This is a genomic window from Streptomyces saintjeani, from assembly GCF_055409605.1.
In genome coordinates, this window is the sequence record NZ_CP189624.1 from 2,019,564 (window position 1) to 2,040,039 (window position 20,476).

The 20,476-nt window shown below is 71.8% G+C and carries 19 protein-coding genes; 6 read left to right on the forward strand and 13 right to left on the reverse strand.

Annotated features, from left to right (window positions below):
* Window positions 1-70: 70 nt before the first annotated feature.
* Window positions 71-730: a TetR/AcrR family transcriptional regulator gene (locus tag ACQCO7_RS08965; protein ID WP_010356824.1), complete on the forward strand. Its 660-nt coding sequence runs from the start codon at window positions 71-73 to the stop codon at window positions 728-730.
* Here ACQCO7_RS08965 and ACQCO7_RS08970 read toward each other — a convergent pair.
* The 9 genes from ACQCO7_RS08970 to ACQCO7_RS09010 all read right to left on the reverse strand — a co-directional run bounded on the left by ACQCO7_RS08970 (window position 696) and on the right by ACQCO7_RS09010 (window position 12,263).
* Complete coding sequence (locus ACQCO7_RS08970) at window positions 696-2,015, reverse strand: MFS transporter (protein WP_464071311.1); 1,320 nt, start codon at window positions 2,013-2,015, stop codon at window positions 696-698. The two genes, ACQCO7_RS08965 and ACQCO7_RS08970, sit on opposite strands and share 35 nt — an antisense overlap.
* A 147-nt stretch (window positions 2,016-2,162) precedes the next feature.
* Window positions 2,163-3,458 (reverse strand): ABC transporter ATP-binding protein, encoded by a 1,296-nt coding sequence (locus ACQCO7_RS08975; RefSeq protein WP_464071312.1) that lies wholly within the window; start codon window positions 3,456-3,458, stop codon window positions 2,163-2,165.
* A 200-nt stretch (window positions 3,459-3,658) separates the two neighbouring features.
* Window positions 3,659-4,528 carry a class F sortase gene (locus ACQCO7_RS08980; protein WP_464071313.1) on the reverse strand — a complete coding sequence of 290 codons (870 nt, stop codon included), beginning with the start codon at window positions 4,526-4,528 and terminating at the stop codon, window positions 3,659-3,661.
* A 16-nt stretch (window positions 4,529-4,544) separates the two neighbouring features.
* Window positions 4,545-5,114 (reverse strand): hypothetical protein, encoded by a 570-nt coding sequence (locus tag ACQCO7_RS08985; protein ID WP_464077181.1) that lies wholly within the window; start codon window positions 5,112-5,114, stop codon window positions 4,545-4,547.
* A gap of 184 nt (window positions 5,115-5,298) precedes the next feature.
* Window positions 5,299-6,546, reverse strand: a complete 1,248-nt coding sequence (locus ACQCO7_RS08990) for an MFS transporter (RefSeq protein ID WP_464071314.1) — start codon at window positions 6,544-6,546, stop codon at window positions 5,299-5,301.
* Window positions 6,547-6,689: 143 nt separating this feature from the next.
* On the reverse strand, window positions 6,690-8,147 hold the full coding sequence (locus ACQCO7_RS08995; protein ID WP_464071315.1) for a CitMHS family transporter: 1,458 nt from the start codon (window positions 8,145-8,147) through the stop codon (window positions 6,690-6,692).
* Window positions 8,148-8,303: 156 nt separating this feature from the next.
* Window positions 8,304-10,535 (reverse strand): molybdopterin oxidoreductase family protein, encoded by a 2,232-nt coding sequence (locus tag ACQCO7_RS09000; RefSeq protein ID WP_464071316.1) that lies wholly within the window; start codon window positions 10,533-10,535, stop codon window positions 8,304-8,306.
* A 190-nt stretch (window positions 10,536-10,725) separates the two neighbouring features.
* Window positions 10,726-11,343: a TetR/AcrR family transcriptional regulator gene (locus ACQCO7_RS09005; RefSeq protein WP_010354361.1), complete on the reverse strand. Its 618-nt coding sequence runs from the start codon at window positions 11,341-11,343 to the stop codon at window positions 10,726-10,728.
* A complete protein-coding gene (locus tag ACQCO7_RS09010) occupies window positions 11,340-12,263 on the reverse strand; it encodes a nuclear transport factor 2 family protein (protein ID WP_464071317.1) in 924 nt (307 codons plus the stop codon). Before ACQCO7_RS09010 ends, ACQCO7_RS09005 begins: the two co-directional genes overlap by 4 nt.
* Window positions 12,264-12,422: 159 nt before the next feature.
* Between ACQCO7_RS09010 and hmgA the strand changes: the two genes are divergently transcribed.
* The 3 genes from hmgA to ACQCO7_RS09025 all read left to right on the forward strand — a co-directional run bounded on the left by hmgA (window position 12,423) and on the right by ACQCO7_RS09025 (window position 15,905).
* Window positions 12,423-13,754 (forward strand): homogentisate 1,2-dioxygenase, encoded by a 1,332-nt coding sequence (hmgA, locus tag ACQCO7_RS09015; protein WP_464071318.1) that lies wholly within the window; start codon window positions 12,423-12,425, stop codon window positions 13,752-13,754.
* Window positions 13,751-14,500, forward strand: a complete 750-nt coding sequence (locus ACQCO7_RS09020) for a GntR family transcriptional regulator (RefSeq protein ID WP_464071319.1) — start codon at window positions 13,751-13,753, stop codon at window positions 14,498-14,500. Before hmgA ends, ACQCO7_RS09020 begins: the two co-directional genes overlap by 4 nt.
* A 271-nt stretch (window positions 14,501-14,771) precedes the next feature.
* The gene (locus tag ACQCO7_RS09025; protein WP_464071320.1) at window positions 14,772-15,905 is read left to right on the forward strand and encodes a type ISP restriction/modification enzyme; all 1,134 of its coding nucleotides are present in this window, start codon (window positions 14,772-14,774) and stop codon (window positions 15,903-15,905) included.
* A gap of 47 nt (window positions 15,906-15,952) precedes the next feature.
* Here ACQCO7_RS09025 and ACQCO7_RS09030 read toward each other — a convergent pair whose 3' ends face one another.
* Window positions 15,953-16,669, reverse strand: a complete 717-nt coding sequence (locus ACQCO7_RS09030) for a TetR/AcrR family transcriptional regulator C-terminal domain-containing protein (RefSeq protein ID WP_464071321.1) — start codon at window positions 16,667-16,669, stop codon at window positions 15,953-15,955.
* Window positions 16,670-16,732: 63 nt separating this feature from the next.
* On the opposite strand from ACQCO7_RS09030, the gene ACQCO7_RS09035 reads away from it, so the two are divergent.
* Window positions 16,733-17,683, forward strand: a complete 951-nt coding sequence (locus ACQCO7_RS09035) for an ATP-binding cassette domain-containing protein (protein WP_464071322.1) — start codon at window positions 16,733-16,735, stop codon at window positions 17,681-17,683.
* Entirely contained in the window at window positions 17,680-18,468 is a 789-nt protein-coding gene (locus tag ACQCO7_RS09040) for an ABC transporter permease (protein WP_464071323.1), read from the forward strand. Before ACQCO7_RS09035 ends, ACQCO7_RS09040 begins: the two co-directional genes overlap by 4 nt.
* Window positions 18,469-18,669: 201 nt before the next feature.
* On the opposite strand, the gene ACQCO7_RS09045 is transcribed toward ACQCO7_RS09040, so the two are convergent.
* The 3 genes from ACQCO7_RS09045 to ACQCO7_RS09055 all read right to left on the reverse strand — a co-directional run bounded on the left by ACQCO7_RS09045 (window position 18,670) and on the right by ACQCO7_RS09055 (window position 20,446).
* Entirely contained in the window at window positions 18,670-18,945 is a 276-nt protein-coding gene (locus ACQCO7_RS09045) for a hypothetical protein (RefSeq protein WP_050368996.1), read from the reverse strand.
* 128 nt (window positions 18,946-19,073) lie between these two features.
* Window positions 19,074-19,907: an anti-sigma factor gene (locus ACQCO7_RS09050; protein ID WP_464071324.1), complete on the reverse strand. Its 834-nt coding sequence runs from the start codon at window positions 19,905-19,907 to the stop codon at window positions 19,074-19,076.
* Window positions 19,904-20,446, reverse strand: coding sequence for a sigma-70 family RNA polymerase sigma factor (locus ACQCO7_RS09055; protein WP_010354373.1), 543 nt, complete (start codon window positions 20,444-20,446; stop codon window positions 19,904-19,906). The genes ACQCO7_RS09050 and ACQCO7_RS09055 overlap by 4 nt, the downstream gene beginning before the upstream one ends.
* Between the last annotated feature and the right edge of the window lie 30 nt (window positions 20,447-20,476).

A 20,476-nucleotide genomic window follows, 5' to 3' on the forward strand; every position in this document is an offset into this window, starting at 1 on the left:
TCCGTCCGGCGGTTCCCGCACCGGTAAATTACCACTGCTAGTTTTCTGGCGCAGCCCTACTATGAACGCCATGGCCCGACCGCACAAGCCCTTGCTGAGCACCGAACGGATCGTCGCCGCGGCCGGGGAGCTGATCGACGCGGAAGGGCTCGCCGCGCTCTCGACACGCCGGCTCGCCGCCGAACTCGGCGTCAGCGGGCCCTCGTTGTACAACCACTTCCGCACCAAGGACGAGATCGTGGAGGCGGTCGCGGACGCGGTGAGCGCGCGGGTCGACCTGTCGATGTTCGAGGACGGCCGCGACTGGCGCACCGCGCTGCACGACTGGGCGACGTCGTACCGGGCCGCTCTGAGGGACCACCCCAACATCGTCCCCGTACTCGCCCAGGGCCCTGGGCGTAGACCTGCGGGACTACGGGTCGCCGACGCGGTGTACGGCGCGATGGTCCGGGCCGGGTGGCCCGCCGCGCAGGCGACGTCCGTCGGGGCGCTGATGCGGTACTTCGTGATGGGGTCGGCGCTGGGGTCGTTCGCGGGCGGGTTCGTACGGGACCGCGGCGCGTACGACCCCGCCGACTACCCCCACCTCGGCCAGGCGCACCTGCTGGCCGAGCAGCAGGAGAAGGTGGACGAGCGGGCCTTCGAGACCGGGCTGACGGCTCTACTGGACGGTCTGGAAGGCCAGTTCGCGAGGTTCAGCGTGAACGGGCCCGGTCCGCAAGGACCTTGATGGAGACCAGGGCGATCACCGCGAGGCCGATGATGTACGCCGAGACCGACATCGACGTACCCGTCGCCTCCAGGAGCAGCACCATCACGAACGGCGCGAGTCCGCCGCCCGCGACCGCCGCGATCTGGTAGCCGAGCGAGGCTCCCGTGTAGCGCATCTCCGGGGTGAACAGCTCGGCGAACAGGGCGGCTTGGGGGCCGTACATGATGCTGAGGAAGCAGCCGGCGACGAAGGTGGAGACGGCCAGCCACAGCAGCGAGCCGGTGTCGATGAGGAGGAACATCGGTACGGCCCACAGGGCGATGCCGGCCGCGCCGATCGCGTAGATCCTGATGCGGCCGACCTTGTCGGAGAGGGCCGCCGAGGCGGGGATCAGGACGAGTTGGGTGAGGCTGACGCAGAGGGAGACGGTCAGGACCGCGCTCCTCCTCATGTCCAGGTCACGGGTCGTGTAGTCGAGGACGCCGGTGATCAGGATGTAGAACGTCGCGGTGTTCACGGCGAAGGAGCCGCCGGCGAGGAGGACCGTGCCGAGGTGGTGGCGCAGGACCGTGCGCAGCGGGGAGCCCTGTCCGGACTGTTCCTTGTTCGCCAACTCCCGTTCCGCCGCACGGAATTCGGGGGTCTCCTCGACGTGGCGGTGGATGTACCAGGCGAGCGCGAGGACGAACAGCCCTATGACGAACGGGATCCGCCAGCCCCATGCCTCGAACGAGCTCTCGCTCGTGAAGGCACCGGCCAGCAGGAAGACGGAGTTCGCGGTCACCACGCCGATGGGGACGCCGAGTTGGACGAAGCTGCCGTAGATGCCGCGCTTGCCCTCCGGCGCGTACTCGGTCGCCAGCAGCATCGCGCCGCCCCACTGGGCGCCGACGGCGATGCCCTGCACGACGCGCAGCAGCACCAGCAGGATCGGCGCGGCCACGCCGATCGTGTCGTACGTCGGGAGCAGCCCGATCGCTGTCGTCGCCACGCCCATCAGGGTCAGCGCCAGGACCAGCATCGGCTTGCGGCCCCGCTTGTCACCAAGCTGACCTGCGACGATCCCGCCGATCGGGCGGGCCAGGAAGCCGACGGCGAACGTCGCGAAGGCGGCGAGGATACCGGCGGTGGAACTCCCCGACGGGAAGTAGAGGTCTCCGAGCACCAGAGCGGCGGCGATCCCGAAGACGAAGTAGTCGTACCACTCCACGGCCGACGCGAGCGCGGCGGCCGTGGCGACCCGGCGGTGGGACGCCGCGCGGGTAGGGGTGGTACGGGGGTGAGCGGTGGGGAACGTGTCCATGCGTGCACACTCCGTGGGGTGCGGGGACGTTCCCGGGAACATACTGACCGGACGGTATGGGGTCAACGGAGCTGACGGGAAACGAGGGGTGTGACCTGTTCGGGGGGCTGCCCTCAGAGGGCCTGCCCGGATCGTCGCACCGGGCGGTTACTCCGCCAGGTCCGGGAGGTGGGTGGGGGTCGGGGAGATGCGTTCGCCCTGGGGGGCGAAGACGAAGAGGTGGGCGAGGTCCACCAGGAGGGGGAGTTGGGTGCCTGGGCGGAGGTCCAGGTCGGGGGTGGTGCGGACTATCAGGTCGCCGGATACCTGAGGGGGACGGGTAGGGGGTGGGGGCGTCGAGGGTGCGGGGCGGGGGCGTAAGCGGGTCAGGAGCGGGGGTGTCCTGCGGCGGCGCGATGGGTGGAGAGGTACGGGGTGGGGGGATTCCAGGGTGGGGACCTGGGCCGGGGTCGAGCCCGTGTCGAAGTGGGCCAGGACCTCGTGGCCCTGGAACTCGACGTGCCGGACCAGGCCGGTGATCAGGGTCTCCCCGGGGCGTGCCGCTCTGCCGGGGGCGATGCGGATCGCCTCGGAGCGCAGGCCCACGATCACCTCGCGGCCCTGCTGGACGCGGAGCAACTTGTGCTCCGGGGAAAGGGGTTCGGGCAGCCGCAGCGCCTGTCTGCCGAGGCTGATCGACATCGCGCCGTCGAGCGGGGCACGGACCACCCCGCGCAGGAGGTTGATCCTGGGGGTGCCGATGAACGCGGCGACGAAGACGTTGCGGGGCAGCGCGTAGACGTTGCGCGGCGTGTCCACCTGCTGGAGGACGCCGTCGCGCAGGACGGCGACCCGGTCGCCGAGGGACATCGCCTCGGCCTGGTCGTGCGTGACGTACAGGGTCGTGACCCCCAACCCCGTGGTCAGCTGCGAGATTTCGGCCCGTAAGTGGGTGCGGAGCTTCGCGTCGAGGTTGGAGAGCGGCTCGTCCATCAGGAACGCGGAGGGGTGGCGGGCCAGCGCCCGTCCCATCGCGACGCGCTGACGCTCACCGCCGGAGAGCTGCGACGGATAGCGCTCCAGCAGGTCCTCGATGCCCAGCATCCGCGCGGTGGCGTCCACTTGGGGCGAGGGGTCCACGCTCGGCGACTCCATCCGCAGCGGGAAGCCGATGTTGGCGCGGCCCGTCATGCTCGGGTACAGCGCGAAGTTCTGGAACACCATCGCCATGTCCCGCCCGGACGGCGGGAGTTGATTGGCGTACGCGCCGTCGAGCAGCAACTCCCCCTCGGTGATGTCCTCCAGACCGGCGATCATCCGCAGCACGGTCGACTTGCCGCACCCGGACGGGCCGAGCAGCACCAGGAACTCCCCCGGTTCGACGTCCAGCGTCAGCCCGTCCACGACGCGGACGCCCTTCGCGTACACCTTGGTCACGTCGTGCAGAGAGATCGCGCGTGTCATGAGTCTCGTCCCCGGCGCCCGGCCGTCCCCCACGGGTCGTACGGGACGGGTGAGCAAGGGAAGTTAACGGACCGCGCGCCGGTGAGGGAAGGGATCGGACGGCATGGTCCGAGGGGTGAGAAAGCGGACGTCCGGATTCAGCGGGAGGGGCGACAACCACCCTTGCCGCACAGGCGGTTCGGGGTGCGCGAACCGCCTGCTCAGCCTCCGCGCACCCCGGTGAGATGCGCGAACACGACCGTGTTCCCCGAGTACCCCGTACGCCGGTCGTACCGCCCCGCGCACGTGATCAGCCGTAGCTCCGCCCGCCCCCGGTCCCCGTACACCTCCCGGTCGGGGAAGCCCTTCTTGTCGTACGCCGTGACCCTGTCGACCGTGTAGACGGCGGTCCGCCGGTCCACGCGGTGTACCTCCACGAGGTGACCCGGGGTGAGCTCCTTGAGCCCGGCGAAGACCGCTCCGGCGGTGTGGGTGTCGAGGTGCCCCACGGCGACGGCGGTACCGGAGCCGCCGGGCGCGGGCCCGCCGGTGTACCAGCCGACCAGGTTGGGATCGTCGCCGGGCGGCACGGTGAGACGGCGGTCGCGGTCGAGGGGCAGGGGCATGACGGGGGCGTCGACGTCGAGGTAGGGGATGACGAGGCGGGTGGCTCTGGAGGGGGACGGGTAGGGGGCGGGGGGCGCGCTCCTCGCGCCCGCGCCCGCGCCGGAGGCCGGGGGCACGCTTCCCGCGCCGGGACGAGCGGGCGAGGACGCGTTCCGGCTGCCGGGACGCGAGGCCGGAGAGGCGCTCCCCCTGCCGGAACCAGAGGCCGAGGAGCCGCTCCCCGCACCGGCGCCGGACTCCGCGAGAACGCTCTTCGCGTCGGCGCCGGGAGCGTGCGCGGCGCTCACCGTCGGCGGCTCCGGATCGCCGGCCCACCACACGCAGCCCGTCGTCAGCGCGGCGGCCACCACGAGCGTGCGGGTGAGGCGGTAGGCACGGGTGCGGTACCAGGGGCGTACGGGGGGACGCCGCCGTACCCGTGGGCCGGGCCCGGCGCCCGGGGAGGCGCCGGGGAGCTGGGGCACGCGTACTGCTCCGGAGCTACGCGGCACCGTGCGGGCGGCGGCGGAGCCGGAACCAGGCCATCGCGCCGACCGCGGTGACGCCGACGGCCGCCGCGCCGGTCAGCGGGCTGAAGGCGTCGGCCTTGGCGAGACCGCCGCCGCCCGCCGGGGGACCGCCGTTGGGTCCGCCGGGGCCACCCCCGGGGCCGCCCGGACCGCCCGGCGGCGGGCTGCTCGGCGGGTTGGTGGGCGGGGTGTCGGGGCAGTCGACCTTGAAGACCTTCATCTTGCCCGCGCCGTTGCCGCCGACGATCTTCCAGGTCAGCTTGTACTGCCCGGTCGGCAGCAGCAGGTTCTCGGTGACGCCCGCACCGTTCGTGAGGGTGAGGGAGTCGGAGAGCGAGGCGGTGGTGCCGGACTGTCCGCCCTGGGGCTTGATCGTCCAGTCGATGCCCTGGGCGGTGTCGAAGTTGAAGGCGTCCAGGTAGAACCGGCAGACCTTCGGCTGGTTGGCATGGGCGGCGACCGCGGTGTCCACCATGTGGACCTTGACGTCGCCGTTGTCACCGGGTGCGGCGACGGCGGCCGTGGCTCCCAGGAGTGTCATACCTGTGGCGGCGAGGGCCGTCAGGGCGGCGGCCCTACGAGAGGGGTACGGACGAGAGAGATACCTGAGAGTCACACAGTCCTCCGATTCGGATGATTGTCATCTTTTTCGGAAGCCTGTGCCGATGAGATGCGCGATCGGCGGGAGCACCGCCGTACGGGGCGTCAGTCCTCACTCTTACGGCTCAGCGAGAGGCGTCTCGCCGCCGGGGAGAACGGTCCCTCTCAGGTACCTCCCCCTCGGGTACCCCCTCCCTGTCCCCCGGAGGTCCCGGTGCCCGCAGCGCCACCCCCGACGACAGCAGCAACAGCACCCCCAGCATCAGGAACGGCGCGGCGACCCCGGCGGCACCGGCCATCAGCCCCGCCCCGGCGGGCGCAGCGACCTGCGCGAGCCGGTTGCCGGTGAGGCGCAGCGCGAGCGCCGTCGAGCGGGCGGAGGCGGGGGCCGCCTGGACGACCGTCGTCATCGACAGGGGCTGGCCGACGCCCAGGCAGAAGCCGAGCGCCGCGAGAACCGCCCCAAGTGCCCACACCGGTACGGGAATCGCGATCGCCGCACACAGCAGCGCGGCCAGCAGACAGGTCAGGGTGAGGAGCCACGTGCGGCCCAGCAGCCGCAGCAGCGGGGTGAGGATCAGGCGGCAGGCGATGGAGGCGGCGGCGCGCAGGCTGAGGAGGAGGCCGACGGCCGACGGGGAGATGCCGCGGTTCTCGCCGACGACGGGGAGGTACGCGGTGAGGATGTCCGTCGCGGAGAGCACCGACATGCTGACGAGCATCCCGGCGGGCACTCCCCGGGTCCGCAGAATCCCCGTCACGGACACCCGATCGCCTTGCCGCGCACGGGACTTGGGGACGGTCGCCCGGTCCTCGATCCGCCACAGCGAGCTGACCGCGACGGCCCCGCCCGCCCCGGCGACGAGGAGGGCGAGGGCGCTCGTGCCGGCCAGGTCGCCCCCGCCGATGAGGGCACCGGCGGCGACGGGCCCGGCGAGCTGGCCGAGGGAGGCGCCGATGGTGAAGTGCCCGAAGTTGCGGTCCTGTTCGTGCGGCGCGGACTGCCGGGCCACCAGCGACTGCGCGCCGATGACGAAGCTGAGGTGCCCGAGCCCCATCACGCCGCTCCAAAGGGCCATCGCCCACAGGGAGTCGGCGACACCGCTCATCGCGCAGCCGCCCGCGATCAGGACCACACCGGCCGGCAGCAGCGGGGCGCAGCGCCCGTGATCCGTACGGCGGCCCAGCGGGACCGCGACGAAGAGCGGCAGCAGCGCGTACACCCCCGCGATGACGCCGACCGCCCGCTCGTCGGCGCCCAGCGCGAGGGCCCGGTAGGAGACCGCGGGCCGGGCCATCGACACCGCGCCCTGCGCGAAGGAGAAGGCGACGACGAGCCTGAGCAGCCAGCCGCGGTTCCCGCCGGGCCTCACAAGTACCTCCAGGTGCAAGCCGGTTGAGCCGGGTCCTGAGCTAGTGCCGCGTCAGGCGACGTTCGCCCCGTCGCGACGCCCGGCACGCACTCTCGCCGCACCGGACGCCGCTCCTTGACGGGCAAACGTCGCCTGACACGGCACTAGATGATCCCGAAGAGCATGCCCGCCGCGAGGATCACCAGACAGGTGAGACAGGCCCACTTGACGACGAACCGGGTGTGGTCGCCGAACTCGACCTTCGCCATGCCGACGAGGACGTAGACGGCGGGGACGAGCGGGCTGGACATGTGCAGCGGCTGGCCGACGAGGGAGGCGCGGGCGATCTCCAGGGAGGAGACGCCGTGCGCCTGGCCGGCCTCGGCGAGGACGGGGAGGACGCCGAAGTAGAAGCCGTCGTTGGACATGAAGTAGGTGAGCGGGAGGCTCAACAGGCCGGTGACGAAGGCCATGTGGGGGCCCATGCCGTCGGGGATGTTGTCGACGAGCCAGCGCGCCATGTGGTCGACCATGCCGGTGCCCTTGAGGACGCCGGTGAAGACGGCGGCGGCGAAGACCATGCCGGAGACGTTGAGGACGTTCTCCGCGTGGGCGGCGAGGCGGGCCTTCTGGTCGGGCATGTGCGGGAAGTTGACGGTCAGGGCGAGGGCCGCGCCGAGCAGGAACAGCACCGGGATCGGCAGCCACTCCATGATCATCGCGGTGAGGAGGGTGACCGTCAGGAGCGCGTTGAACCAGTACAGCTTGGGGCGCAGGGTGGAGCGGTCGGGGTCGAGGACCCGGAAGCCGTCGTCCTCGTCGCTGTCGTCGCCGCCCGCCGCACCCGTGGACCCCGTAGTACCTCCGGCAGAGCCCGTGGACCCCGTCATACCCGTAGTACCCCCGGCGGCGCCCTTGGTCTCCGTAGTACCCGTAGTACCCGCGCCGACCAGCACCGTCTCCGACTCCGTGGTCTTCTCCTCGACCAGCACGTCGTCCAGCGTCAGCACACCGAGCCGCTTACGCTCGCGGCGGCCGAGGACGTACGAGAGGGCGAACACGAAGACCAGGCCGACGGCCAGCGCCGGGATCATCGGTACGAAGATGTCGCTCGCGTCGAGCTTCAGCGCGGTCGCCGCGCGGGCCGTCGGGCCGCCCCAGGGCAGCGTGTTCATCACGCCGTTGGCCATGGCGGCGACGCCGGTCATCACGACGAGGCTCATCTTGAGCCGCTTGTAGAGGGGGTACATCGCCGAGACGGTGATCATGAAGGTCGTGGAGCCGTCGCCGTCGAGGGAGACGATCGCCGCGAGGATCGCCGTACCGACGACGATCCTGAGCGGGTCGGCCTTGCAGAACTTCAGGATGCCCCGCACGATCGGGTCGAAGAGGCCGACGTCGATCATCACACCGAAGTAGACGATCGCGAACATGAGCATGGCCGCGGTGGGGGCGAGGCCGGTGACGCCGTCGATGACGTAGTCGCCGAGGTGGGCGCCCTTGCCGACGAACACGCAGAACAGTGCGGGGATCAGTACGAGCGCCGCGATCGGCGACATCTTCTTCAGCATGATCAGGACAAGGAATGTCGCGATCATGGTGAAGCCGAGGATGGTCAGCATGAGTTGGATACCTAACGTTCGCCCTTGAACATCCCACCGGGGGCTGGCGGTGCGACGACGTTAGGTGGCGCGCGAGAGTGTTAACAAGACGTTGACACGCGAGCAATAAGCGCAAAACTCCTGGTCAGGTACTAGAGCTCTAGTACTGGTGGGGTATCAGCGGACCGGGTCAAGTTCGACGGGTACGCCGTTGAGGACCGCGTTCCCCGACAGGGGGTCCAGCAGTCGGCCGTCGAGGAGCTGGTTGACGTTGACGCCGGGATCGAGGGCCGCGTGGCTCATGCGGGTGCCGGGGCGGTCGTGGCCCCAGCCGTGCGGGAGGCTGACGACGCCGCGCCGGACCGAGTCGGTGACCTCGACGGGTGCGGTGACCGCTCCCCCGGCGCCCTTCACGCGGACGTACCCGCCGTCGGTGACACCGAGGCGTTCGGCGTCCTCGGGGTGCAGGTGCAGGGTGCAGCGGTTCGAACCGCCGGTCAGGGGCGGCACGTTGTGCATCCAGCTGTTGTTGGAGCGCAGGTGGCGGCGGCCCACGAGGACGAGCCCCGTGGGGAGTTGGGCCATCGCGCGGACAAGTCGCGGGAGGTCGGCGGCGATCGGCTCCGGGAACAGCTCGACCTTGCCGCTCCGCGTCTTCAGCGGCTGCGGGAGACGCGGGCGCAGGGGGCCGAGGTCGATGCCGTGCGGGTGCGCGAGCACCTTCTCCAGGGTGACGCCGTCCGGCCGTACGCCGAAGCCGTCGCCGTACGGGCCGAGGCGGAGCATCAGGTCGAGGCGGCGCTCCACGCCGTTCTCGCCGGTGAGTTGATCGGCGAGGTCCTTGGGGTCGCGGCCGTACGCCGGGGAGTGCGTCTCCTTGACGGCCTTGCCGAGGGTCTGGGCGATCACCAGGTCGTCGACGGCGGACGGGTCGGCGCCGTGCATGCCTGTCGCGGCGAGAGTGAGGCGCGCGAGGATCTCGCTCTCGGCCATGCGGCCGGGCTCCAGCGGGATCGCGGCCCGGTTGTAGCGGACCTGGGCGCGGATCGCGAGGGTGTTGAGCGCGAAGTCGTGGTGCGGGCTCTGCGAGGGCGGCGGCGGGGGCAGGATCACGTCGGCGTGCCGGGACGTCTCGTTGAGGTAGGGGTCGACGCTGACCATGAACTCCAGGGATTCCAGGGCCTTGTCGAGCCGGTCGCCGTCCGGGGCGGACAGTACGGGGTTCGCGGCGACCGCGATCAGCGCGCGGATCGGCTCGCCCTGCGCCGTCGCCGTGTCGATCTCCTCGGCCAGCGCGGAGAGCGGCAACTCGCCCTTGGCCTCCGGATGTTGGCTCACCCGCGACCGCCACCTCCCCAGCGCGAACCCGTGACTGGGTCCCGCCGGACGCGGCGTCTTGTCCGTCGCCGCCTGGGGGAAGAGGGCGCCGCCGACGCGGTCGAGGTTGCCGGTGAGGATGTTCAGGACGTCCACGAGCCAGCTCGCGAGCGTGCCGTACGGGACCGTGCAGCTCCCGATCCGCGCGTACACGGCGGCAGTCGGGGCGGCGGCGAGGTCGCGGGCGAGGGTGCGGATCGTGTCGGCGTCGACGTCGCAGGCGGCGGCCACGGCGTCGGGGGTGAACTCGCCGACGGCGCCTTGGAGTTCGGCCAGGCCCTGGAGGTGCGGGGTCAACTCCCCCGTCTCCACGAGGTCTTCGGCGAACAGGGTGTGCGCCATCGCCGCGAGCAGCAGGGCGTCCGTACCCGGCCGGATCGGGACGTGGCGGTCGGCGAGCTTCGCGGTGCGGGTGCGGCGCGGGTCGATGACGACGAGGGTGCCGCCGCGTGCCTTCAGCGCCTTGAGGCGGCCCGGGAAGTCGGGAGCCGTGCACAGACTCCCGTTGGACTCAAGGGGGTTGGCGCCGATCAGCAGGAGGTGGTCGGTGCGGTCGAGGTCGGGGACGGGGATGGCGTTCGCGTCGCCGAAGAGGAGGCCGGAGGAGACGTGCTTGGGCATCTGGTCCACCGTCGAGGCGGTGAAGTAGCTGCGCGTGCCGAGGCCGGCGAGCAGGACGGGCGGGTAGAGGGCGCCGGCGACGGTGTGCACGTTGGGGTTGCCGAGCACCACGCCGACCGAGTCGGCGCCGTACCGCTCGGCGGCGCCGCGCACTCCGGCGGCCACGGCGTCGAACGCCTCCGTCCAGGTGGCCTCCCGCAGCTCGCCGTCCCTGCGGACGAGCGGTGTCCGCAGCCGGTCGGGGTCGCCGTCGACCGCGCCGAAGGACGCGCCCTTGGGGCACACGAAGCCCTTGCTGAACACGTCGTCCCGGTCTCCCCGGGCCCGGGTGACCGTGGTCCCCTCGATCGTGAGCGTCAGACCGCAGGTGGCCTCGCACAGGGGGCAGACACGCAGGGCGGTTCGGGACACGGGTCCTCCCGGAGGGGCGGCGGCTTCGGCGCGGGTACTGATACGCGGGTACTAGTACGCAGGTACTACTACTCCGAGCGTACCGACCGGTAGGTATTACGGGGAGTCCTTTGGAGTTACTCCTTGAGGGGGAGGGGACTACGACGCCCCCGGCTCGGCGTGCTCAATACGGCACGCCCGACCCGGCCCCTCAGTCCAGCACCCTCGCCAGATACGCCCGCAGCAGCTCCCGCGTCTCGTCGATCACCCTCTCGTCCCCCTCCGGGGACAGGCGGAAGGCCAGGTGGACGAGGGTGTCGGCGGTCTCGACGGCGATCAGGAACGTCCGGCGCAGATCGTCGTCCGGCGTCCGGTCCAGGTACGCCGAGAGGAGTTCCGTCAGGCGGTCGGCGACGCGCGTGTTGGGCTCGGCGTGCCGGGAGCCGACCGGGATCTGGTTGCCGAAGTCGACGAGGGAGAAGCCGGGGGCGGTACGGGTCATCTCCAGGTACTCGTCGAGCACCGCGTCCATCGCCGCCCGCCAGTCCCCGGCGCCGGCCCGCTTGAGCCGCTCGGTCACCCGGGTGGAGTACCTCTCAAGGTTGCGCTGGGCCAGCGCGTCGGCCATCTGCCGCTTGTTCCCGAAGAAGCGGTACACCGAGCCGATGGGCACGCCGGCCCGCTGGGCGACGGCCCGCGTGGAGAGGTCGTCGTAGCCCACCTCGTCGAGGAGGTCCGCGCACGCGTCGAGGATCCTGGTCAGCCGTTCCGCACTCCGGCGCTGGACGGGCGCGCGGCGCAGCGATGTCGCTTGGGGCACGGAGTTCATGATGCCTTTCCGCCGGTGGCCGGGGTACCCCGCTCCTCGGGACGGAACGGGCTGCCGACCGCGCTCGGCTCCGCGGAGGTGCTAGAGGCTACCGCCGTAGTACCGGAGAGGGACCGGGGGCTCCTGGAGGGGGTGTGCACGACGAGGGAGGCGTACGGGGAGTACGGGTAGGGGTACGAGGCGACCGCGGCCGTCGGGAACGGCGCGCCCGAGGCTGCCGTCGGGAGGCCCGGGGCACCTTGCCCCGCCCCGGCGCCGACGACTCCCGCGCCCGGCCGACCCGCCGCGACACCCACGCCTGCGCCCGCCGAGCCCACCGCGGTGTCCGCCGCGCCCCACGCCCCCAGCGCGACCCTCGTCGGCGACGCCGAGCCCGAAGGCGACGCCGGCCCCGACGCCCCCGGCGATTCCTCCGGCTCCGATGCCGTGATGTCCGCCGTGCTCTGTACCGCCTTGCCGTCCACCGCCCACACCGTGCCGTCGTCCGCGTACAGCCGGGCCGTGACGTGGTGGGTGCCGTGCGGCAGGTAGCCCACGCCGATGCGGTACCTCGGGGTGCGCAGTTCGGCGAGCGGCTTCTCGTCGACGTACAGGCGCGCGGCCCCCCGGCCCTCGACGGCCCGCGCGGCGCTCCCCTGGGGGGAGAAGCGGAAGTTGCGCAGCGTGAGCCGCACATCCCAGCTCCCGTCGGAGTCCGGTTCGACCTGGACGCCCACCCAGGGCGCCCCCTTGCTGCCGACCTCCCGGTACCGGCGGCCCGCCTCGTCCGTGTCGTCCAGGAGTTTTCCGGCAGGGGCGGTCGACGCCCCGCTCTTCCCGTCTCCCTGTTCGGAGCCGGCACCGGACCCGCAGCCCGCGAGTCCGGTCGGCAGCAGGACACAGACCGCGAGCGCGGCGAGAAACCCACGCGTCCACGACATGCCGTGAGCCTAGAACAGCGCTCCGGCGCCCGAATCCCCCTGAGGTCTGGTTCTCGTCCCCCCGTGATCGTCCTACCAGAGGACTACACGGGTACCCCTTGCGAGCCGGTCCTTTCATTCCTACGGTGATACAGAGGATTCGGACGCGAGGGAGCGACGATGGCCACGGACGCGCGCAAGACCGCGGAGGGACTGACGTACCTCACCGGCTTCGGCAACGAGCACAGCTCGGAGGCAGTGCCCGGCGCGCTCCCCGAGGGCCGCAACTCCCCCCAGCGCGCCCCCCTCGGGCTCTACGCGGAGCAGCTCAGCGGTACGGCGTTCACCGAGCCGCGCGCCCACAACCGGCGCTCGTGGCTGTACCGGATCCGGCCGAGCGCCGCGCACCCCGCGTGCGCCCGGACCGACAACGGCGCGATCCGTACGGGACCCTTCACGGAGGCCGTCCCCGACCCCAACCGGCTGCGCTGGGACCCCCTTCCGGAGCCCGCCCCCGGCACCGACTTCCTCGCCGGGCTCTGGACGGTCGGCGGCAACGGCGACGTCACGCAGCGCGCCGGGATGGCCGTGCACCTGTACCACGCGAACGCCTCCATGGACCGCGTCTTCTCCGACGCGGACGGGGAGTTGCTGATCGTCCCGGAGCGCGGCGGTCTCCTGCTGCACACGGAGTTCGGCCAACTCCACGCGGAACCGGGGCACATGGCGCTGGTCCCGCGCGGCGTACGGTTCCGTGTCACCCTCCTCGACGCGACCGCCCGCGGGTACGTCTGCGAGAACTACGGCGCCCCCTTCCGGCTCCCCGACCTCGGCCCGATCGGCGCCAACGGCCTGGCGAATCCACGGGACTTCAAGGCACCGGCCGCCGCGTACGAGGACGTCGAAGGTCCCGTCGAGGTCGTCAACAAGTTCTGCGGCAACCTCTGGCGGGCGACGTACGGCCACTCCCCGCTCGACGTCGTCGCCTGGCACGGCAACCTCGTGCCGTACGTGTACGACCTGCGGCGCTTCAACGTCATCGGGACGATCTCGTACGACCATCCCGACCCGTCGATCTTCACGGTGCTGACGTCGCCGTCGGACACACCGGGGCTCGCCGGCGTCGACTTCGTGGTGTTCGCGCCGCGTTGGCTGGTCGGCGAGGACACGTTCCGGCCGCCGTACTTCCATCGGAACGTGATGAGCGAGTACATGGGGCTGATCGAGGGGGCGTACGACGCCAAGGCCGACGGCTTCGTGCCGGGCGGGGGGTCGCTGCACAACATGATGTCCGCGCACGGGCCCGACCGGGAGACGTACGAGCGGGCGAGCGCCGCCGAGCTGAAGCCCCAACGTCTCGACGACGGGCTGGCGTTCATGTTCGAGACGCGCTGGCCGATCACGCTCGCGGCGCATGCCGGGGAGCGTCTTCAGGAGCGGTACGACGATGTGTGGCGGGGGCTGGAGCGGCACTTCCGTCCCGGGCACCGGAGTTTCCGGCCGGCGCCATGACCTCCTTCGCCCCGGACTCGCTCACCCTCAACGCCAAACTCCCTCTCTGGTACCAGGTTTCGCAGTCGCTGCGCGCCTCGATCCTCGGCCGCTCACCCGACGCGCCCCTGCGCCTGCCCACAGAGGAGCAACTCGCGGTCCACTACGGCGTGAGCGTCCTCACGATGCGCCAGGCCCTCAAGGAGCTGGAGACCGAGGGCCTCATCACCCGCCACCGCCGCCGGGGCACCTTCATCGAACCCAGCGCCCAACGCGGTACGCCCGTACGCCTGTTGGGCTCGGTGGACGCGATCGTCGCCCAGCAGTCGGGGATGCGCACGCGGCTCCTGGACCACGGCGAGGTCCCCGTCCCGCCCGAACTGGCCGCCCACTTCCCGGACTTGCGCGAACTGGCGACGTACCACCGCCTCCGCTCCGACGAGAGAACGGGCGAACCCACCAACCACGCCCGCAACTGGCTCCGCCCCGAGCTGGCCGCCCGCATCACCCCGGACGCCCTCACCCGCCACCCCATGACCAAGGTCCTCCGGGACATCGCCCACGCCGGCATCGCCCGCATCACCGACACGATCGAGGCCCGCCTCGCGGACCCGGAAACCTCCCGCCTCCTCCAAGTCCCGCTGCTCAGCCCGATCCTGCACTACACGGGCATCACGTACGACACGTCGGGCCAAGTCCTGGACGTCGCCGTCATCCACTATCGAGGGGACCGCTTCTCGTTCACGGTGACCTTGGACGCACCGTGAACACGGCCCACGGGGATGCCCCGGGGCACGGTTCGCGGCGGACGTGCCGTTGCCCGGTGCCTCGTCCGGCCATGAAGTCCGCGCTGCCGCCATCACTCCCCCGGGCAACTCGCCCACCCGCTCTCCGGGTTCGACGCCGTCGGGTCGCGCACCCTCCCCGTACGCACCATGAACGGGCACCCGGCGAAGGCGATCCAGCTCCTCGTGCGCGCCCCCGAGGCGACATGAACCCCTATGTCCCCTCTACGGCCCGCGCCGAGTCCGACGTACCATGCCCTGCGTGACGCACGACGACGCTCCGCTGCTCGGTGACCTCATGCCGTGGGCCGTTGGGCCGCCACGGGTGGGGCGGGGGTGGCCGGTCGGGCCGGACGAAGGGGCCCTGAAGGCTCGGTGGGGCGTGCTGCTGAAGGCCGAAGGGGCCGAGCGGACGGCGCTGTTCGAGCCGTCCCGGGGCCGGACGCCGGACTCGACGGTGACCCAGCTGCCGGGGCAGGCCACGGACACCGGCAGGCTCGCGCACGCCGAAGGCCCCTGCCCGCCCCCGGTGCGCGTCCTGTACGCCCCGTACGACGAGCAGTGGCTGATCCCGGACCACCGGCTGATCGACGTGGCCCGGCCGGAGTTGTGGCGGGTGGCGGACGAGCGGCAGGTGTTCCTGGTGGAGACGCCGGACGGACTGCTGGCCGGCGCGCATCTGCCCCTCCTGGGTCGTACCCGGGTACGACCCCTGTACCGCCGCCCGGGAGGACAGGAGCCCAACCTGGCCCCCGGCCTCCTGGACCACCTCGCCGCTCACCTCAAGGCATCCCCCACCCCCGAGGACGTACTCGCCTGGATCCTCGCGACGACTACCCCCACAGAGCTACGGGTCCCCCTCACGGACGACCCCGAGGTCTGGGCCGAGGGCACCCGCAGAGGCCACCGCATCCTCTGGCTGCACCGCCGAGGCGGTGACCGCCCCAAACTCCCCGGCGGCAGCCGCCCCTACGTCCGAGCCCCGATCCCGGCCCGCCCCCAGCACGTCCACTACGACCCCGAGGACCAGACCCTCCACCTCGACGAGGGCAAGGTCTCCCCGGTCCCCCAGGAAGCCTGGGACTTCACGCACGGCGAGGCCCGGGTCCTGGAGCAGTGGGTCACGGCACGGACCGAACGGGGCGAGCAGGGCACCCTGTCCGCGCTCGGCCCCCGCACCTGGCCCCAGCCGTGGACGTCCGAACTCCTGGAACTGATCACGGTATTGACACTCCTGACGGAGCTGCGCGAGCCGTTCGCGGCGGAGCACCGGATCAAGGACCTCCACTCTGCGGGCATCCTGCCGCCCCCACCCCGCTCCCGCCGCCCCGCCTCGGTCCTGGACCACCAGGAGGAGGGCCCGGCAGGGCAGTTCACCCTGCTGTAGCCCCGGGGTACGAGACCCGCCTCAACCCCTAAGTACGAGCCCTGGCCCTACCCCCTGGGTACGAACCCGTCCAGCACCCGCCGCAACGCCTCCTCGAACACCGCCTCCATATCGATCGGCCCCGCATCCTCCGTGAACGCGGCGGCCATCCGCGGATACTTCCCGCTCATCACCTGCGCCCCCAGATAGGCGATCCGCACGGCGTTCTCCTCCTCCTCGGACCAGGGCAGCGACCGTGTCCGCTCGGCGGTGGCCAGCTCGCCCGACACGTAGACGGTGACCACGCCGTTGATCATCGCGACGAGCTGCATCTTCATGCCGTACGCCATCCCGGTCAGCGGGTCCAGGCAGGTCAGGCAGTGTTCCAGGTAGCGCAGGGCGTTGGGGCTGAAGCCGTAGGACGCCGACATCAGGCGGGGCAGCCAGGGGTGGCGGAGCATCAGCGCGCGCGTCTGGCGCCCGACGCGGAGCATGTCGGCCCGCCAGTCACCGCTCGGCTCCCACAGCTCGTGCTCGCCGCTGACCGCGTCCATCATCAGCTCGTACAGGTCCTCCTTGCGGGGGACGTAGTTGTACAACGACATGGTCCCGCAGCCCAGTTCGGCGGCGACGTGCCGCATGGAGACCTCGTCGAGCCCCCGCGCGTCGGCGATGCGGACGGCCGCCGCCGCGATGTCGGCGCGCGTGAACGCGGGCCGGGGCCCCCGGCCGGTCCGCTCGGGACGGGTCCAGATCACTTCGGGTACGGACGGACGGCCCGCCATCGATCATCACCTCGCCCCCCATCGTAGTTACGTACACCGTACGTAGTGCGCTATGGTCGGGCCATGACTTCTACGTACGCTGTACTTAGTGAAGGTCTGGAGAAGCGGTTCGGCGAGGTCCACGCCGTCCGGGGGCTCGATCTGGCCGTCCCCGAGGGCACGGTCTGCGGCGTCCTGGGCCCGAACGGGGCCGGCAAGACGACGGCCGTACGCCTGTTGACGACCCTGCTGCGGCCCGACGCCGGGTCCGCGCGCGTGGCGGGGCACGACCTCGCACGGGAGGCCGCCGCCGTACGGCGCGCCATCGGCGTGACCGGGCAGAGCACATCGGTGGACGGCGATCTCACCGGCCGGCAGAACCTACGCCTGTTCGCCCGCCTGCACCGGGTGCCGGGGCCGGGAGAGCGCGCCGCCGACCTGCTGGAACGGTTCGGCCTCACCGAGGCCGCCGACCGGCCGGCGTCCACCTACTCGGGCGGGATGCTGCGCCGCCTCGACCTCGCGGCGAGCCTGGTCCGCCGCCCGGCCGTGCTCTTCCTCGACGAGCCGACCACCGGCCTGGACCCGGCCAGCAGGAACGACGTCTGGGACGCCGTACAGGAGGTGCGGCGACAGGGCACCACCGTGCTGCTCACCACGCAGTACCTGGAGGAGGCGGACCAACTCGCCGACACCATCGCCCTGGTCGACCGGGGACGGGTCGCGCGGACCGGAACACCCGCCGAACTCAAGGCGGTTGTCGGCACGTACGCCGAGGCCATCGTCGCCGATCCGGACCTGCTCGTGAAGGCCGCCGCCGTGCTCGACCAACTGACCGGCGGTGAACCGGTGTTCGACCACGAGCGCGGCGCGGTCGGCGCGGTCACCCGCGACACCACGCTCACCCTCCCCCGCCTGGTGCGCGAACTCGACGCGGCGGGCGTGCCGTTGCTCGACGCGAGCCTGCGACCACCGACCCTCGACGAGGCGTTCCTGCGCCTCACGGACAGCGTTCAGGAAGGCAGGGCGGCATGACCGCGACCACGCTCCGGTACGACGGGACGGCCATGCTCGGCCGTCAGCTGCTGCGGGTCCGCAACAACCCGGCGCTGGTGATCCTGACCCAGACGATGCCGATCACGATGCTGCTCTTCTTCGGCTACGTCTTCGGCAGCGCGCTGGCGATGCCCGGCGCGCAGTACCGTTCCGTCCTCGTGCCCGGGCTGCTGGTGGCGACCGCGGCGAACGGGATCATGACGGGGATGTTCCAGGCGGCCCAGGACGTCCACCGCGGGGTGACGGACCGGCTGCGGACCCTGCCGGTGAGCCGGGCGGCGGTGCCGCTCGGGCAGGCGGTGGCCGACCTGGTCGTCACGGCGGCCGGGACCGTGCCGTTCCTGCTGGTGGCGCTGGCGGTGGGCTGGCGGGTCGAGGGCTCGGCGCCCGCTGCGGCCGGCGCTCTGGCGCTGCTGCTGCTGTTCCGGTTCGCCTGCACCTGGGTGGGCGTCTTCCTCGGGCTGCTCTCGCGCAGCGAGGAGGCCGCGGGTCAGCTCGGCAGCGCCACGTTCATGCTGCCGCTGCTGTCCAACGCCTACATCCCGACCGACAACCTGCCGGGCTGGCTGCGCACGATCGCCGAGTGGAACCCGATCAGCGCGCTGACGACGGCCCTGCGCGACCTGTTCGGCAACGCGCCCGTGCCCGAGGGCGCGGCCTGGCCGGTGGCGCATCCGGTCGCGGGTTCCCTGCTGTGGTGCGCCCTGCTGATCGGTGTCTTCGCGCCGGCGGCAGTACGGCGGTACGCGCGCGCCCAGCGGTGAGGTGAACGGGGTGGTGGACCGCCGAAGCCGGGGGATCTTCGGCGGTTCGCGACATAACCGGACGAGCGGGTACGGGAGTCGAGGGAGCGGGAGTCGGGAGCCCGCGCCCGGGTGAGTGCGCCGGACACCGCCGCGGCCGTGGGGATGACGGACTGCGGCGGGGGACACGGCGGTGTGGTGGGCCGCCTGAACAGGGGCCCGTCAGTGCCGGCGGCTCCCGAAGAGAGAGCGACGGAGCCGGCGCAGCGGCGCGAAGAGCGAGACGCGGCTCACTCGGCGGCCCTGGTCGCTGGGCTGGTGTCGGGTGTCGCGCGCGGTCAGCTCACGCATGAGCGAGGTCGCCTCGACGGTCTCCCTCTGCGGTATGGCGGGGCCCGCCAGCACCGAGAGGTGACGGTCGAGCCGCGAGCTGGTCGCGCTGCTACCGCACGTGATCGCAGGGACCCTCGCCCTGCTGCGCATCGTTATCTGTTCCATCGTCACTCCCCACCCGTACGAGTCCACCCGACCCCGGGCAGGTTAACCCTATCTCCCCCTGGGGTCACGCGTGTATCGCGTTCACAGGATCAGCCTTCCCCGCAAGGGGGTTGACGACTCCCCCGCGATTACTCTCCGAATCCAACCGATTTCAGGGCGAGTTGGACAACTGGCTGCGAAGTGGGCTGAGGTGACCCGCCGGCGGGCTCCACCGTCACAGCGAGTGACGTCGCGTCGGAGCTGAGACCCGTCGCCACCAAGGGCGTGTCGCCGTCGAAGAGTCCGAGCGAACGGGGCTCCACATCGGGCCGCATGAGCCAGAGTTGATGCACCTGGCCGCCTCCGAGTCCGCCGTACCCGCGCAGCGTGACGATCGCGTCGCCCTCCGACGCGGAGGCGATGACGCCGATGCTGCGGCCCTGCGCGTCCCGGCCGTTCCCGGCGCGGGCGTCGGGTGCGGAGAGCACCTGCGCGATGTCCCGCGCGCGGTCCTGCGCGGCGTCCAACTGGTCCTGCGTCCGGCTGGTTTGGACCGCGAAGAGGGAGGCGACGACGAGCGCGGCGGCGGCCGTGATGGTGGCGAACGGCGCGAAGAGCGGACGGCGCGCGCGGGGAGCGCGTGAAGCACGGGAGCGTCCGGGCGGCGGCTGCGCGCCCCACACGTGCGGCGGAAGCTGAGGCGCGCGCTCCTGAACAGCGCGCGCCCCCGCCGACTCCTGCGGGGTGACCTGTACGGCGGCCAGCACCCGGTCGCGCATCGCGGCCGGCGCGGGCGCGGCCGTCGACCACGCCAACCGGACGGCGTCCTCGGCGAGTTCACGGACCTCGGCGGCGCAGGACGTACATGTACGCAGGTGTTTCTCGAAGCGGCGGCGCTCGTCACCGTCCAGTGCGTCGAGGGCGTAGGGGGCGGCCAGCGAGTGGAGGTCCCCTCTGCCCAGCAGACGGTTCAGGACGCTCATGCGGCACCTCCCAGGCAGTTGCGCAGCCGCGTGAGCCCGTCGCGCATCCTCGTCTTCACCGTGCCCAGCGGCAGGGAGAGCCGCTCGGCCACTTCACGGTACGTGTAGCCGTCGTAGTACGCGAGAGTGACGGACTGGCGCTGGAGCGTCGTCAGCCGGCCGAGACAGCGGCGTACCCATTCGCGCTCCATGCCCGCCTCGACCTCCTCGGAGACCTGGTCGAAGGCGGGGTGGTGGGTGCGCAGGGCCTCGCGCTGCTCGCGTTCGCCGGCCGCGCGTACGCTGCGGACCCGGTCGACGGCGCGGCGGTGGGCGAGCGTGAGGATCCAGGACAGGGCGCTGCCGCGCGCGGGGTCGAAGGTGGCGGCCGAGCGCCAGCACTCCAACAGCACTTCCTGAGCCACCTCCTCCGACTGCGACGGATCGCGCAGTACGCGCCGTACGAGACCGAACACCGGACCGGAGACCAGACCGTACAACTGCTCGAAGGCCCGCTGGTCCCCTCGCGCCACGAGCACCAGCAGGTCGTCCGCCTCCATGCGGTTCCCCTCTCCGCGGCCACAGCCGGG